15 protein-coding genes are annotated in these 15,281 nt (G+C 69.6%); 9 read left to right on the top strand and 6 right to left on the bottom strand.

The window, feature by feature from the left end; genetic code table 11:
- Positions 1 to 175 precede the first annotated feature (175 nt).
- From ACWH43_RS07365 to ACWH43_RS07345, 5 genes are all read right to left on the bottom strand, one after another.
- Positions 176 to 1,294: a sulfite oxidase gene (locus ACWH43_RS07365; RefSeq protein WP_448153427.1), complete on the bottom strand. Its 1,119-nt coding sequence runs from the start codon at positions 1,292 to 1,294 to the stop codon at positions 176 to 178.
- 78 nt (positions 1,295 to 1,372) lie between these two features.
- Complete coding sequence (locus tag ACWH43_RS07360) at positions 1,373 to 3,088, bottom strand: AMP-binding protein (protein WP_158446315.1); 1,716 nt, start codon at positions 3,086 to 3,088, stop codon at positions 1,373 to 1,375.
- 204 nt (positions 3,089 to 3,292) lie between these two features.
- Positions 3,293 to 5,377 carry an elongation factor G gene (locus ACWH43_RS07355; protein WP_260347711.1) on the bottom strand — a complete coding sequence of 695 codons (2,085 nt, stop codon included), beginning with the start codon at positions 5,375 to 5,377 and terminating at the stop codon, positions 3,293 to 3,295.
- Positions 5,378 to 5,792: 415 nt separating this feature from the next.
- Positions 5,793 to 6,005 carry a DUF4287 domain-containing protein gene (locus tag ACWH43_RS07350; protein WP_158446313.1) on the bottom strand — a complete coding sequence of 71 codons (213 nt, stop codon included), beginning with the start codon at positions 6,003 to 6,005 and terminating at the stop codon, positions 5,793 to 5,795.
- A 129-nt stretch (positions 6,006 to 6,134) separates the two neighbouring features.
- On the bottom strand, positions 6,135 to 6,923 hold the full coding sequence (locus tag ACWH43_RS07345) for an SDR family NAD(P)-dependent oxidoreductase (RefSeq protein WP_158446312.1): 789 nt from the start codon (positions 6,921 to 6,923) through the stop codon (positions 6,135 to 6,137).
- A gap of 211 nt (positions 6,924 to 7,134) precedes the next feature.
- Here ACWH43_RS07345 and rplS point away from each other — a divergent pair, with 211 nt between their 5' ends.
- The 9 genes from rplS (at position 7,135) to leuD (ending at position 14,000) form a co-directional block, all read left to right on the top strand.
- A complete protein-coding gene (gene rplS, locus ACWH43_RS07340; protein ID WP_158446311.1) occupies positions 7,135 to 7,530 on the top strand; it encodes a 50S ribosomal protein L19 in 396 nt (131 codons plus the stop codon).
- 235 nt (positions 7,531 to 7,765) lie between these two features.
- Positions 7,766 to 8,215, top strand: a complete 450-nt coding sequence (locus ACWH43_RS07335; RefSeq protein WP_158446310.1) for a MarR family winged helix-turn-helix transcriptional regulator — start codon at positions 7,766 to 7,768, stop codon at positions 8,213 to 8,215.
- Positions 8,212 to 9,834, top strand: coding sequence for an MFS transporter (locus tag ACWH43_RS07330; RefSeq protein ID WP_158446309.1), 1,623 nt, complete (start codon positions 8,212 to 8,214; stop codon positions 9,832 to 9,834). The genes ACWH43_RS07335 and ACWH43_RS07330 overlap by 4 nt, the downstream gene beginning before the upstream one ends.
- A 14-nt stretch (positions 9,835 to 9,848) precedes the next feature.
- Positions 9,849 to 10,907: an HlyD family secretion protein gene (locus ACWH43_RS07325; protein WP_158446308.1), complete on the top strand. Its 1,059-nt coding sequence runs from the start codon at positions 9,849 to 9,851 to the stop codon at positions 10,905 to 10,907.
- A gap of 55 nt (positions 10,908 to 10,962) precedes the next feature.
- A complete protein-coding gene (locus ACWH43_RS07320) occupies positions 10,963 to 11,136 on the top strand; it encodes a hypothetical protein (protein ID WP_260347710.1) in 174 nt (57 codons plus the stop codon).
- A 108-nt stretch (positions 11,137 to 11,244) separates the two neighbouring features.
- The gene (gene leuC, locus ACWH43_RS07315) at positions 11,245 to 12,663 is read left to right on the top strand and encodes a 3-isopropylmalate dehydratase large subunit (protein WP_158446307.1); all 1,419 of its coding nucleotides are present in this window, start codon (positions 11,245 to 11,247) and stop codon (positions 12,661 to 12,663) included.
- A gap of 23 nt (positions 12,664 to 12,686) precedes the next feature.
- Positions 12,687 to 12,932 (top strand): hypothetical protein, encoded by a 246-nt coding sequence (locus tag ACWH43_RS07310; RefSeq protein WP_158446306.1) that lies wholly within the window; start codon positions 12,687 to 12,689, stop codon positions 12,930 to 12,932.
- A 17-nt stretch (positions 12,933 to 12,949) separates the two neighbouring features.
- Positions 12,950 to 13,372, top strand: coding sequence for a metallopeptidase family protein (locus ACWH43_RS07305; protein WP_260347709.1), 423 nt, complete (start codon positions 12,950 to 12,952; stop codon positions 13,370 to 13,372).
- Positions 13,373 to 13,397: 25 nt separating this feature from the next.
- Positions 13,398 to 14,000 (top strand): 3-isopropylmalate dehydratase small subunit, encoded by a 603-nt coding sequence (leuD, locus tag ACWH43_RS07300; protein WP_158448071.1) that lies wholly within the window; start codon positions 13,398 to 13,400, stop codon positions 13,998 to 14,000.
- Between the two features lie 30 nt (positions 14,001 to 14,030).
- Here the strand turns inward: leuD and ACWH43_RS07295 are convergent, their stop codons facing one another.
- Positions 14,031 to 15,281, bottom strand: coding sequence for a DUF1501 domain-containing protein (locus tag ACWH43_RS07295; protein ID WP_260347708.1), 1,251 nt, complete (start codon positions 15,279 to 15,281; stop codon positions 14,031 to 14,033).

The raw sequence follows: 15,281 nt of genomic DNA, 5'->3' as shown, positions 1-15,281 counted from the left end.
GACGGATGACGCCGTGGAGGCGTCCGAGGAAGAGAGAGCGCCGCCTCGGTCGCCGATGGGAGGGGGAGTGACCGAGGCGGCAGAGCCGTGCCCCGAACGGCAGACTCGATGAGTGAGACGCGCCAGCGCGGGAAAAGGTTCAAGCCGCCGCGCGGATTTTTTTAGTGCCCTCCGTTCAGCCGGCGCGCGCCACGACCCGGCCGCTGACGCGCTGGACCTGGTTGTTGCAATAGCCGCGCGGATTCCACGGCATCTCCAGAGGCTGGCGATTGCCGGCGGCGTCATGGGCGCGGGCCATGACGGTGAGCGTGCCCGGCTGCCCGGCCGGCAGGCGCGCCTCGAAGCGCCGCCAGGCGTAAGGCCCCTCGCCCGGCTCCAGCGCGACCGCGCGCCAACTGCGCCCGCCATCGCAGGAGAGTTCGAGCCCGGCGAGCGGAACTGCCCCACTCCAGGCGAAGCCGGCAACCGTGACCGTCTCCCCCGCGGCGACGGTGAAGCCGTCCGCCGGGCGGGTGATCAGCGACTTCACCGGCATGTCGGTGATGACGGCAAAATCGGCGGGGTCGAGGGCCTCGCCGGGGCGCAGCGGGCGGATCGGCATTCGGTAGTCGGTGCCGCGCATCTTCTCGCCGTCATGCTCCTGCGCCCGCAGGCTGATGCGGTCGAGCCACTTCTGCCAGGCCGAGCCCGGATAGCCCGGAGCGACAATGCGCAGCGGCCCGCCATGCAGGCGCGGCAAGGGCTCGCCGTTCATGCCGAAGGCGATCAGCGTCTCGGGCGCGAGCGCCTTGGCGATCGGCAGCCCGCGCGACAGCGCCGCCTTCTCCGGCTTGCCGATCTGCCTGTCCGGCGCATGGTGGCCGGTATAGACGGCGCCCGGCTTCACGCCCGCATGCCGCAGGACGTTGGCGAGCCTGACCCCGGTCCAGCGCGCGCAGCCGACTGCCCCGAGCCGCCATTGCAGCCCGTCCGTCGCCGGCGAGAATTGCGAGCGGCCGTTGCCGGCGCATTCCAGCACGGCGGTCTGCGTGACCGTCTCGAACGTCTCGCGCAGCGCCGCCAGGCTCCAGACGGCCGGGCGCTCGACCTCGCCGTCGATGGTCAGCGTCCAGGCGCCGGCATCGACGATCTCGGGCAATGCGCCGTTGTTGCGGATGAAGAAGGCGCCGAGCGGGGTGATCGCCTCGTCGAGCAGGTCGAGCGAGGGCTCGGCGTTCAGCGCCTCCTCGTCATGGACATGCAGGCCCGGCTTCAGGCTGCGCAGAAGAGGCAGTTCGACGAGGCGGCGTGGCAAGCGTGAATCATCTCCGCTGGCGGCAGGTGCGGAGACAGACAACACGCTGCGCGCCGCGCTGTCGACCTCGGGCGGCCGTCAGCGCTGGGCGACGACCTCCTCGCGCAGGGCCCGGCGCAGGACCTTGCCGACATTGGTCTTGGGCAGGCTCTCGCGGAAGAAGATCTGCTTGGGCACCTTGTATCCGGTCAGGTTCTCCTTGCAGTAGGCGCGCAATTCCTCGGCGGTGAGGACCTGGTCCTTGCGCACGACGAAGGCCGCGACGACCTCGCCGGAATGCTCGTTCGGCAGGCCGATCACCGCCGATTCCAGCACGCCCGGATGCGCGGCCAGCACGTCCTCGACCTCGTTCGGATAGACGTTGAAGCCCGAGACCAGGATCATGTCCTTCATCCGGTCGACGATCTTGAACTGCCCGTCCGGCAGCATCACGCCGACGTCGCCGGAGCGGAAATAGCCGTCCGCCGTCATCGCCTTGGCGGTCTCGTCGGGGCGGTTCCAGTAGCCGCGCATCACCTGCGGCCCGCGGATGCAGATCTCGCCGGGCTCGCCGGCCGGCATGTCGTTGCCGTCGCCGTCGCGCACGGCGATGTCGGTCGAGGGGATCGGATAGCCGATCGTCCCGGTGAACTCCTGGATGTCGGGCCGGTTGATGGTCGCCACCGGCGAGGTCTCGGAAAGCCCGTATCCCTCGATGATCGGGCGGCCGGTGACGGCCTTCCAGTGCCTGGCGACGGCGGCCTGGGTCGCCATGCCGCCGGCCACGGCGAAGCGCAGCTCGCCGAAATTCACCGAGCCGATCTCGGGATGGTTGGCGAGGGCGTTGTAGAGCGTGTTGACGCCGGAGATCAGCGTGAAACGGCTCGCCTTCAGCGTCTTTACGAAGCCGGGAATGTCGCGGGGATTGGCGATCAGCAGGCTCCGCGCGCCGATCCGCAGCAGGAACAGGCAACAGCAGGTCAGCGCGAAGATGTGGTAGAGCGGCAGCGCCGTCACCATGACATGCTGGTAGGCGCCCTGCCCCTGCGGCGGCTCGAGCGTCCATTCGAGCCACAGCCCCGCCTGCTGCACATTGGCGGCGACGTTGCGATGGGTCAGCGTCGCGCCCTTGGCGACGCCGGTCGTCCCGCCGGTATATTGCAGGAAGGCGACGTCCTCCGGCGCGATGGCGGCCGGCTTCATCCCCGCCGTCCGCGACAGGATATCGCGCAGCCTCGCCGCGCCCGGCAGCGCGAAGGGCTTGACCACCTTCTTGATGCGGCGGGCGACGAAATTGACGATCGTCCCCTTGAACCCCATCAGGTCGCCGGCCGTGGCGACGACCGCCGTGTCGAGCTTGAGATGAGGCCAGGCCTCCTCGACGACATGGGCGAAATTCTCGATCACCACCAGGATGCGCGCCCCCGCGTCGTTGAGCTGGTGGGTCAGCTCGCGCGCCGTGTAGAGCGGGTTGACGTTGACCACGGTGAAGCCGCCGATCAGCGTGCCGAAGATCGTCGCCGGATAGGCCAGGATGTTCGGCATCATCAGCGCGACCCGGTCGCCCTTCTGCAGGCCCTGCGCCTGGAGCCAGCCGGCGAAGGCCTCGGCCGCGCGCAAGGTCTCGGCGAAGCTGATCGTCTTGCCGAAGCTCTCGAAGGCCGGACGGTTGGCATAGGTCGCGCAGGACCAGCGGATAAGGCTTTCCAGCGTCCCGATCCGCGCCTCGTCGAGCTGGTGCGGGACGGCCGGCGGATAATGCGCAAGCCACGGGCGCGCATCCTCTCCCGTCTGCGCGGCTCGGGTCGCAGTCATGGTCTCCTCCCTCTCGCATGGCTCGACCCGCTCGCGCGGAGCCGCAATGCGTTGTTTTCACGACCACAGAGTGCGAAACGCCGGCCCGCCGCGCAAGCGCGGCCTGCGAGCCTTCCGCACAATGTTCATATCTAAACAGTTCAGGATGGAAAGAAGCAAGCCTCGGGCGGCGCTGCCGCCGCCGGAAGCCTTTTCCGCAAGCCGTCAGCGCGCCTGCGCCGCCGCAAGCGCCTGGGCCGACACCACCGCCTCCGCCGGCTTGCCCGCGAGCTCCGCCAGATGGTCGAAGCGGGCGCTGAAGGTGCCGACGCCGGAGGTGGCTGAGCGCAGCTCGACGATCAGCCCGGACATCTCCGCCTCCGGCACGAGGGCGTTGATCTGGTCCCAGCCGCGCCAGCCTGGCCGCGTGTCGTAGCCGAGGATCTGCCCGCGCCGCGCCGAGATCAGCGCCGAGGCGCGCGACATCGCCTCCGACGGAATCACCACCTCGACGGAGAGGATCGGCTCCAGCAGCACCGGCTTCGCCTGCGGCATCGCCTCGGCCATCGCCAGCCGCGCCGCCTGCCGGAACGCCATGTCGGAGGAATCGACGGTGTGGTAGGAGCCGTCGGTCAGCGTCACTGCGACATCGACGACCGGGAAGCCGAGCGGCCCCTTCTCGCAATAGTCGCGCATGCCGGCCTCGACCGAGCCGATATACTGGCGCGGCACGACGCCGCCGGCGATCCTGTCGACGAAGCGGACGCCCTCTCCGCGCGGCAGCCCGGCGACGTCGATCACCACGTCGCCATACTGGCCATGGCCGCCGCTTTGCTTGCGGTGGCGCCCGCGCGCACTGGCCTGGCCGCGGATCGTCTCGCGATAGCCCACCTGCGGCGGCCTGCTCGTGACGGTGACGCCGTAGCGCCCGGCGAGCTTCTCCAACGTGACGCGCAGATGCATCTCGCCCTGCCCGGAAAGCCGCGTCTCGCCGAGCTCCGGCACCTGCGTCACCAGCAGGGCGCCGTCCTCCTCGGCGATCTTCTGGAGCGCGGCCGCGAGCCGGACGTCGTCCTTGCGGTCCTTCACCGCGATGGCGAGCGTATGCACCGGCTCGGGCGGCGCGACCGCGCTGACCACGCCGGCGCGCCCCTTGCCGAGCATGAAGGCCTCGCCGGTGCCGATGCCGTCGAGCTTGGAGAAGCCGGCGACCTCGCCCTCCTCGGCGGCCGGCTGGCGGATCTGCTCGCCGCCCTTGAGCGTGACGATGCCGGCGATCCGCGCCTCGACCCCGCCGGAGGAGGTCACCACGTCGCCCTCGGCCAGCCTGCCGCGCATGACCCGGGCGAGCGAGAGCTTGCCGCCCTGCCCGGCATGCCAGCTCTTCATCACCTGCGCCAGCGGCGGCCCGTCATCGACGATGCCGACCCGGCCGCGCGTCTCGGCCAGTCCCGGCGCCTCGTGCCGCAGCGCCTTGAGCAGGCGCGTCACGCCGTTGCCGCGCTCGGCCGCGCCGATCAGCACAGGCACGACATGGCGGTGCTGCAATTCGCGGGCGAGATCGTCGAAGATGCGGTCGCGCGGCGGCTCCATGTCGCCGAGCAGCTCCTCCATCAATTCGTCGTCGTAATCGGCGAGCTTCTCCAGCATCGAGAAGCGGGCATCCTTCTCGCGGCCGGCCTCGTCCTCGGCGAGCGGCACGATCTCGCTCGGCGCGTGCTCGCGATAGATGAAGGCCCGCTCCAGGGCGAGGTCGATGAAGCCGATGGCGATGCCCTTCTGCCAGATCGGGATCTGGCGCAGCAGCAGCGGTGTGCGCGAGGCGCGCTGCAGGATGGCGAGGGTCTCGCGCACCCGGCGCGAGGCCGTGTCGATCTTGTTGAGGAACAGGAAGCGCGGGATGTCGGCCTCCTCCAGCTCGCGCAGGACGAGCTCCAGCGCCGGCGCCTTGCGGTCATCCGCCTCGCAGACGACCACGGCGGCGTCGACCGCCGGCAGCACATGGCGCATCTCCTGCAGAAACTCGACCGAGCCGGGGCAGTCGATGAACTGGAAGCGGTCGCCCAGGAACTCGACGCTGGCGACATTGGGCTCGACGCTCATCTGGTGCGCCCGCGCCTCGGGCGAGGCGTCGCCGACGCTGTTGCCGGTCTTGACCGAGCCGGCGCGCGAGAGCGCGCCGCAGCGCATCAGGATGCTTTCGAGCAGCGTCGTCTTGCCGCTCTGGAAGGGGCCGACGATCGCGATGCATCGCGGCCCCGCGCGTCTGGTGCCGGGCGCCGCATTCCCCCTGCCGTTCTGTGCTGCCATGACGTCCTCCTTCGGGTTGGTCCGCGGGGACGAAAGGCTCCTGGCCTCGCATCGGCGCGGATGGAGGCCGGCGCTTCGGGCGGGAAGGGCCCGCGGCACCGGTCGGGCGGCGGTCGCACCGGCCCGAACGGGCCGGCGGCCGTCGAAGAGGCATGTCGGGGAAGGTTCGCGCCGTTCTGCGCCGGCCGCAAGGAGAATATATGTCGCGCTGCCGGCCGCGGCGCCGGAAGGCGTCCTGGCCTGAGGCCGCGGTCGCGGGATCTGGACGGGGAGGCCCGCGCCGCGAGGATCCGGCTCGCGAACGGCCCGGGTTGACGCGAAGACCGCCATGGGTCGCCGGACGCGGCCGGCTTCGCGAGGCACGGCGCAAGGGCGCCCCGGCAGGTGAGAGCGCCGCCGCCGTGGAAGAAGCTCTCTAGCCTTTGTCTTCGGCCAGCGTATCGGCGACGATGGCGTTCGCGTGCCCGTGTCCCAGCCCGTGCTCGTTCTTGAGCATCGCGACGAGTTCCATGTGCTTTGCCGGATAGCCGGCCCGCACCAGCGCTTTCCATTCGGCGATGGGACGTCCGTATTTCTTCTCGATGGATGGGAAATAGGATGCCGGTCCCTTGATCGGTTGTTCGGTCATCGCGGGCCTCCTTGTGGAACGGCGCTCGTTTCGTCGCGGGCCGCGGGCCGGAAACCGCCGGCCGGGCAACCCAGGCTGCTGGGCATGGCGGCCGAAGGCAAGCCCCGGAATCGCCGAAGCCCATCTGCTTCACAGATTCCGGCGCTCGCCGCGCAGCGTCGCGAGCCCGATGCCGGCGGCGTCGAAGCCGCCATCGACCGCCAGAACCTGGCCGGTGATATAGCTCGCCCTGTCCGAGCACAGGAAGAAGATCGACTCGGCCAGCTCCTCCTCGAGCCCGTAGCGGCCGAGCGGGATGGCGTCGCGGTAGTCGGCGCGGATCTCGGGAGAGTGCACCGCCCTGGCCATCGCCGTCTCGACCGGCCCGGGCGCGACCGCGTTGACGCGGATGCCCAGCCCCGCCAGCTCCGCCGCCTGCTGCTTGGTCAGATGCGCCAGCCCCGCCTTGGAGGTGCCGTAGGCGACGCGCAGCGTCGAGGCCCTCAGCCCCGAGATCGAGGTGATGTTGACCACCGCGCCGCCGCCCGCATCGGCCATCAGCGGCGCGGCCTGCTGCGTCGCCAGGAACGGGCCGGTGAGGTTCACCGCCAGCACGCGCTGCCATTCCTCGTGGCTCGTCTCCAGCAGCGGCTTGAACACGGCGGTGCCGGCATTGTTGACCAGCGCGTCGAGCCGCCCGAAACGCGCGGTCAGCGCCGCGAAGGCGGCCGCGACCTGCTGCGGCTCGGCGATGTCGCAGGGCAGCGCCAGCGTCTGCTCCGGCTTGCCGATCGCCGCGACCGCCGCTTCCAGCCCGGCCGCGTCGATATCGAGCAGGCCGGCGCGCCAGCCCTCGGCGAGGAAACGCTTCGCCGTCGCCAGCCCGATGCCGCGCGCGGCGCCGGTGACGAGAGCGACCTTGGAAACTGTGCTGCTCATGGAATGTCCGAAGGCTCTGACGGGTGGAGGATCGAGGCGGCGCAGGCTATGCTCCGCGGCCCCCCTGCGGCAAGGCGGGGAGCCGGCCTGCGCTTTGCCGGCATTGCCGCTCGACAAATGCGCCGCGCTCCTGTATGGCCGCGCTCTCAACTGAAAACAGCGCGCCGTAACGCCCGCGTGCCAGCACGCGAACACGGCCATGGAGAGACCCATGAACATCATCGAGCAGCTCGACGCCGAGCAGATCGCCAGGCTCAGCGAGAGCAAGGAGATCCCCGCCTTCCAGCCCGGCGACACCGTGCAGGTCAACGTCAAGATCAAGGAAGGCGAGCGCAGCCGCGTCCAGGCCTATGAGGGCGTCGTGATCGCCCGCAATGGCGGCGGGCTGAACCAGAGCTTCACCGTCCGCAAGATTTCCTACGGCGAAGGTGTCGAGCGCGTCTTCCCGCTCTTCTCGCCGAACCTCGATTCCATCAAGGTCATCCGCAAGGGCAAGGTCCGCCGCGCCAAGCTCTATTACCTGCGCGACCGCCGCGGCAAGTCGGCCCGCATCGCCGAACGCGTCGACGCCAAGGGCGGCAAGAACGCGAAGGCCAACGGCAAGTAAGCCGCCGACCCCGGCGCACGGAATTCGGAAACGCGGTCCTTCGGGGCCGCGTTTTTTATTGCGCGCGGCAGGCGGCAGGCGGCCCGCCCCGGCGAAATGCGGATGGCGCAGGCCCGAATGCCAGGCCGCACCATTCATGCAAAAAACGCATACTGATAGACAATATCGTCAGTTGCCATGCGTACTCCAGCTATATAAGTAAGCCAATCATTAGCTTGCTACTTATGTTCACCCTATGGATGTCACGGACCTCAGAGCCGCCTTCACGGCCGAACTCGCCGCGGTCAACCGCAAGCTGCGCGCCCTCGTCGACGAGCGGGCGCGGGGCATGGGGCTGACCCTCGCCCGCGCCCGGCTGCTGATGGAGCTGGCGCGGGAGGACGGGCTGATCCAGTCCGATCTCGCCGGCCTGCTCGAGATCGAGCAGCCGACGTTGGTGCGGTTGCTCGACGGGCTCGAGCGCAACGGCATGATCGAGCGCCGCGCCGTCGAGGGCGACCGGCGGGCCCGCCAGGTCTTCCTGACCCCGATGGCGCGCGGCCAGGCCGAGGACATCCTGGCTTTCCTCGCGGAGCTGCGCGCCGATATCCTGCACGGCATCGCGCCGCAGGAGCTGGAGATGGCGCTCGACGTCCTGCGCCGGACCTCGCGCAACATCGCCGCCGGGCGGAGCAGCGCCTCATGAGCGCCACCGCACCAGCAACCGCACCCGCCCCGGCCCCGACCTGGTTCACCATGCCTGTGCCGCGCGCGCTCGGCTATATGCTCGCCTCGGTGACCCTGGCGATGACCCAGCAGATCGGCCAGAACATCGTCAACACCAATGTCTACCAGATCCAGGGCGATCTCGGCGCCACCGTCGCCGAGACCAACTGGCTGATCGCCGCCTATATGGCGCCGAACGTCTCGCTCTCGATCGCGCTGATCAAGATCCGCATGCAGTACGGGCTGCGCAACTTCGCGGAGATCAGCATCGCCGGCCTGCTGCTGGCGGCCGTGCTCAACTTCTTCGTGCACGACCTGCAATCGGCCGTGGCGGTGCGCTTCATGAGCGGCATCGCGGCGGCGCCGATGTCCTCCCTCGCCTTCTTCTACATGATCGAGCCGATGCAGCCGCAGCGGAAGCTCACCGCCGGCCTCTCGCTGGCGCTGACCAACACCACGCTCGGCATCCCGGTGACGCGGCTGATCTCGCCGCATCTGCTCGACGTCGCGGGCTTCCACGGCCTCACCATGTTCGAGGTCGGCCTCGCCATGCTCGCCTTCGGCTGCGTCTACGCCCTGCCGCTGACGACGCCGCCGCGCGTCAAATGGATCGGTCCGCTCGATGTCGTGAGCTATCTGCTGATCGCGATCGGCTTCGGCGCGATCGCGGTCGCGCTCAGCCTGGGCCGGATCTACTGGTGGTTCGAGGCGCCCTGGCTGGGCCTGCTCTTCGCGCTCGCCATCCTCTGCCTGACGCTGGCCGGCATCATCGAATTGCACCGCAAGAGCCCGCTCATCGACATCCGCTGGCTGACGAGCCCGACGACGCTGCATTTCGCCGGCGTGCTGCTGGTCATGCGCCTCGTCCTGGCCGAGCAGACGGTCGGCGCCTCGAATTTCTTCCAGGCGCTCGGCATCCAGAACGAGCAGACCGTGCCGCTCTACGCCGTCATCCTCTGCGCCATCCTGGCGGGCGGCCTGATCTGCGCGGCCTTGCTGCGGCCGGGCCGCGAGAACTGGTTCCACGGCACGGCGCTGGCCTGCGTCGCGCTCGGCGCCTGGCTCGACAGCGGCGCCACCAGCCTGACCCGGCCGCACGACATCTGGGTGAGCCAGTCGCTGGTTGCCTTCGGCTCGGCGCTGTTCCTGCCGGCGGCGATGGCGCAGGGCATGGGCAGCGCGATCGTCCGCGGCCCGCTCTACATCCTGAGCTTCATCACCGTCTTCCTGTTCACCCAGAGCATCGGCGGCCTGCTCGGCTCGGCGATCTTCGGCAGCTTCATCACGCTCCGAACCACCTTCCACTACAATGTGCTGACCGAGCATTTCGCCTTGTCCGACCCGCTCGTCGCCCAGCGCGTAGGCCAGCTCGGCGGCGCCTACGGCCATGTGCTGACCGACCCGACGCTGACACGGGCGGAGGGGGTCTCGCTGCTCGCCCAGCAGGCGACGCGCGAGGCGACCGTGCTCGCCTATAACGACGCCTTCCTGCTGATCGCGCTGATCGCGGGGCTGGCGCTCGCCGGCCTGCTCCTCCACCTCGCCTTCCTGACGCTGAAGGCGCGTTTCGCCACACCGGCCGCCGCAACGGCCGCCTGACCCATCGCTCGACCATGACCAGCGCCTTCCGCTCCGTTTCGACCTATATCGCCCTGGCGATCGGCCTCGTCGGCCTCGCCGTCATCCTCTACGCTTGGCGGCTGCCGCCCTTCCGCAGCAGCATCGAGATGACCGAGAACGCCTATGTCCGCGGCCAGGTGACGGTGATCGCGCCGCAGCTCGCCGGCTATGTCGCGGAGGTGCCGGTGCAGGACTTCGCCGCCGTGAAGCAGGGTGACCTGCTGCTGCGCATCGACGACCGCATCTTCGCGCAGAAGCTGGAGCAGGCCCGCGCCGGCCTCGCCGCGCAGCGCGCCGCCCTCGCCAATTCGGACCAGGCCCGCGCCGCCGCCGAAGCCCGCCTGCGCGCCGCCGTCGCCAATGTCGCCAGCGCCGAGGCTGCTTTGCGCACCGCCGAGGCGAACTGGGGCCGCATCGAGCCGCTGCGCCAGCGCGGCGTCGTCAGCCAGACCAGCACCGACCAGAGCCAGCAGGCGCTCGACCAGGCCCGTGCCTCCCTCGCGGCCAGCAATGCTGCCGCCGAGGTCGCGCGGCAGGATATCCAGACCGCCATCGTCAACCGCCAGTCGCTCGTCGCTGCGGTAGAGGGCGCGCAGGCCGCGGTCCATCTCGCCGAGATCGACCTCGGCAACACCCGCATCGTCGCCCCGCAGGACGGGCGGCTCGGCGAGGTCCAGGCCCGGATCGGCCAATATGTCTCGGCCGGGACGCAGGTGATGGCGCTGGTGCCGAACCAGGTCTGGGTCATCGCCAACTTCAAGGAGACGCAGCTCGCGGGAATGCGCGTCGGCCAGCCGGTGAGCTTCACGGTCGACGCTCTGCGCCATGCCAGCCTCACCGGCCATATCGAGCGTTTCTCGCCCGCGGCGGGCTCCGAGTTCAGCGTGATCCGGCCCGACAACGCCACCGGCAACTTCATCAAGATCGCCCAGCGCGTGCCGGTGCGCATCGCCGTCGACCCCGACCAGCCCCTCGCCGGGCGCCTGGCGCCGGGGATGTCGGTGGTGGTCAGCGTCGACACCGCGGCGCCGGGCTCCGCGCCCGGCAGATGACGGACCGGCAAGGAGGTCGATTGTCCGGCTTCCTTGGAACTGCTAAACAGTAGCCATGTCGCCATGCGTGCACCAGTTCCAGCGCTTCTGCGCCGTGCAGGGAGAGGGCCATCTGCCCCCCCTGCCGACGACGCAGGATTTTGCCGCGCTGCATGACCATGCCCGCCTGCCCTGGCGCTTCTTCGGCCGCTACATCGCCTCGCTGGCAGCAGGCCTTACCGGCGCCTGAGACCGGCCGCTTCTACGCGGCCGGCGACAGGCGGACCGTTCCTGCGAGCCGGCGCCATGGCCGGCCGACCCGTTTCCAGATCAGACTTCAGCAGACCGAGACCAAGCCATGACTGCGACCTCAGCGCCCCGCACGCTCTACGACAAGATCTTCGACGACCACGTCGTCGACCGGCAGGAGGACGGCACCTGCCTGCTCTATATCGACCGCCACCTCGTCCATGAGGTGACCAGCCCGCAGGCCTTCGAGGGGCTGCGCATGACCGGCCGCCAGGTCCGCGCGCCCAGCAAGACGCTCGCCGTCGTCGACCACAACATCCAGACCACCGACCGCTCCAAGGGCATCCAGGAAGAGGAGAGCCGGATCCAGGTCGAGGCGCTCGCCAGGAACGCCAAGGACTTCGGCATCGAGTATTTCAACGAGCTCGACAAGCGCCAGGGCATCGTCCACATCGTCGGTCCCGAGCAGGGCTTCACCCTGCCCGGCACCACCATCGTCTGCGGCGACAGCCACACCTCGACGCATGGCGCCTTCGGCGCGCTCGCCCACGGCATCGGCACCTCGGAGGTCGAGCACGTGCTCGCCACCCAGACGCTGATCCAGAAGAAGGCGAAGAACATGCTCGTCCAGGTGGACGGCACGCCCGCGCCTGGCGTCGGGGCCAAGGACATCACGCTCGCCATCATCGGCGAGATCGGCACCGCCGGGGGCACCGGCTCGGTGATCGAATATGCCGGCGAGGCCATCCGCGGCCTGACCATGGAAGGCCGGATGACCCTCTGCAACATGTCGATCGAGGGCGGCGCCCGGGCCGGCATGGTCGCGCCGGACCAGAAGGCCTTCGACTATCTCAAGGGCCGTCCCAAGGCGCCGCAGGGCGCCGCCTGGGACGCCGCCACCCGCTACTGGGAGACGCTGCACAGCGACGAGGGCGCGCATTTCGACCGCGTCGTGAAGCTCGACGCCGCCAACCTGCCGCCGATCGTCTCCTGGGGCACCAGCCCCGAGGACGTCGTCTCGGTCACGGGCGCGGTGCCGGACCCCGACCTGATCGAGGACGAGGTCAAGCGCGCCTCGAAGAAGCGGGCGCTGGAATATATGGGCCTGACCGCCGGCACGAAGATGACGGAGATCCCGCTCGACGTGATCTGGATCGGCTCCTGCACCAATGGCCGCATCGAGGATCTGCGCATCGTCGCGAAGATCGTCGAGGGCAAGAAGATGCATGAGAGCCTGGACTATGTGATGATCGTGCCGGGCTCCGGCCTGGTGAAGCAGCAGGCGGAAGCGGAAGGGCTCGACAAGATCTTCCTCGCCGCCGGCTTCGAATGGCGCGAGCCCGGCTGCTCGATGTGCCTCGGCATGAACCCGGACCAGCTCAAGCCCGGCCAGCGCGCCGCCTCGACCTCGAACCGCAATTTCGAGGGCCGCCAGGGCTATCGCGGCCGCACCCATCTGGTCTCGCCGGCGATGGCGGCGGCGGCGGCCCTGACCGGCCGCTTCGTCGACGTCCGCACGCTGGGCTGAGGCGGCAAGGCGGGGAGCGCAGCATGTCGGACGATCCCCGCGAAGAGGCCCGCGCCGCCGAAGCCAGGGCCGCGCTCGAGCGCGTCAAGCGCGACAGCGAGACCCTGCTCGGCTCCTCGATGGGCCGGGCGGCGCAGCATTTCTCCGGCGCGGACGCGCCGGAGGGCGACAAGGTCGAGCTCTGGGGCCGGCGCATCGGCCGCGCGCTCTCGCTCCTCGGCGTCGTCGTGCTGGCCTGGTGGCTGGGCCACCAGCTCAAGATCTGGTGACGGAGATGGACGCCGCCGTGGCGAGGACAGCGCAGATCGACTGGGACCGGGCGAAGGCCCCGTCGCTGGAGGCGTTCGAGGATCTGGCCCAGGCCGCCTTCGACCGCCTGCCGCAGGCGTTCCGCGCGCTCTGCGCCGACGTGATCTTCAACGTCACCGAGTTCCCGGAGGACGATGTCCTGAAGGAGCTGGAGGCGGAGAGCCCCTTCGACCTGCTCGGCCTCTTCACCGGCGTCGGCCTGCCGCAGCAGGGCTATGCTCCGCAGACCGGCCAGATGCCCAACACCATCCACCTCTATCGCCGGCCGATCCTCGACTACTGGGCCGAGCACGACGAGAGCCTCGGCAGCATCGTCAGCCACGTCATGATCCACGAGATCGGCCACCATTTCGGCTTCTCCGACGAGGACATGGAAGCCATCGAACAGGCAGCCGGCTGAGCCGGCCAAAGCAAGGACAGAAACCATGCAGCCCTTCACCACCCTGACCTCGACCCCCGCCCCCCTGAAGGTGATCAATGTCGACACCGACATGATCATCCCGAAGCAGTTCCTGAAGACGATCAAGCGCACCGGGCTGGGCACCGCGCTGTTCGCCGAGATGCGCTACAAGGAGGACGGCTCGGAGAATCCCGATTTCGTGCTGAACCAGCCGGCCTATCGCAAGGCGCAGATCCTGGTCGCCGGCGACAATTTCGGCTGCGGCTCCTCGCGCGAGCACGCCCCCTGGGCGCTGCTCGATTTCGGCATCCGCTGCGTGATCTCCACCAGCTTCGCCGACATCTTCTACAACAACTGCTTCAAGAACGGCATCCTGCCGATCAAGGTCACGCCCGAGCAGCTCGACATGCTGTTCGACGATGCCGAGCGCGGCTCCAACGCAACGCTGACGGTCGATCTCGCGAACCAGACGATCAAGGGCCCCGACGGCGGCGAGATCCGCTTCGAGATCGACCCCTTCCGCAAGCACTGCCTGCTGAACGGGCTCGACGATATCGGCCTGACCCTGGAGAAGGGCGGCAAGATCGACGCCTATGAGGAAAAGCTGAGGCAGCGCGAATGGGCCTGAGCTTCCCTTCTCCCCTCCGGGGAGAAGGATTCAAACCACCAGCCCCTGCACCGGCTTGAGATCGCCAGTTCCCGGAAACACCTTCTCCGCCAGGACCGGCCCCGACAGCCCGAAGAGATCGGCCACCACGCCCTTCGCCACGGCGCGGATGTCGGTCGTCGGCTTGAGGTCGCGGTTCTGGTAGAGCTGCTCGGGGTTCAGGCCGGGCCAGTCGGCGATCATGCGCCCGCCCTTGACCGCCCCGCCGACCAGGAAAGCGACGGTGCCCGTGCCGTGATCGGTGCCGACCGTGCCGTTCACCGCGGCGGTGCGGCCGAACTCTGTCACCACCATCACCACCGTATCCTTCCAGACCGGCGCCAGCCCCGTCTCGAAGGCGGCGAAAGCCCCGTCCAGCCCGCCGAGCAGATTGGCGAGCCGGCCCTTGGCTCCGCCTTCATTGGCGTGGGTATCCCATCCTTCGAAGGCCAACGCGGCGATGCGCGGCCCGTCATCGGCGCCGACGAGCCCCGCCGCCCCCGCGGCGATGCGGCGCATGCCCTCGGCCGAATCCGGCCCGCCCCCGCCCGTCTTGCCCTCCATGCCGTGCCGCTGCGCCAGTCCTTCGGTCTCGACCGCCTGCTGCAGCGCAGCGGACAATCCGGGGTCGCGCTGGGCATAGAGGTCGGCGAGCCGCATCGCCAGATCGCTTCCCGCCCGCGCCATCCGCGGCGGCGCCCAGCCGAGCACGGGCGCATCGCCGCGCACCACCAGCGGCGGCACGACGCCGACGCCGAGCACGCCCTTGCGCGCGATGCTCTCCCCGGCCGGCAGGCTGGCGAGCAGCCGGTTGAGCCAGCCGCTCGCGGTATGGCCCGGCCCGGGCTGGCCGCTCTCCAGCACGTCCTGCCCGTCGAAATGCGAGCGCTCGCGGTAACCGGTCGCGGCCGCGTGCACGATCGCGGCCTGCCCTCGGCCGTAGAGCCGCGCGAGATTGGGCATCGCCGGGTGCAGGTAGAAGAAGCCGTCGAGCGGCAGCGCAGCCTCCGGCCCGTCCTTGCCGAGCGCGATGCCCTCGCGCAGCGCCGCATAGCCCGGATCGCCGATCGGCGGCACGGCCGAAAGCCCGTCGAGCGCGCCGCGCAGCACCACGACGACGAAGCGCGGATCGCGCGCGCCGGCCGCCGCATAAGCGAATTTCGGCACGAAGGACCAGGCGAAGAGCGCGCCCGCCGCACCGAGAACGGCGCGCCGCGACGGCGTCATCCGTTCGCAATCGTCATCGTCGCGATGATCGAACAT

The organism is Allobosea minatitlanensis (genome assembly GCF_964020775.1).
The sequence above is the reverse complement of the archived record's forward strand: the minus strand, read 5'-3'. Positions and strand labels throughout refer to the sequence as shown.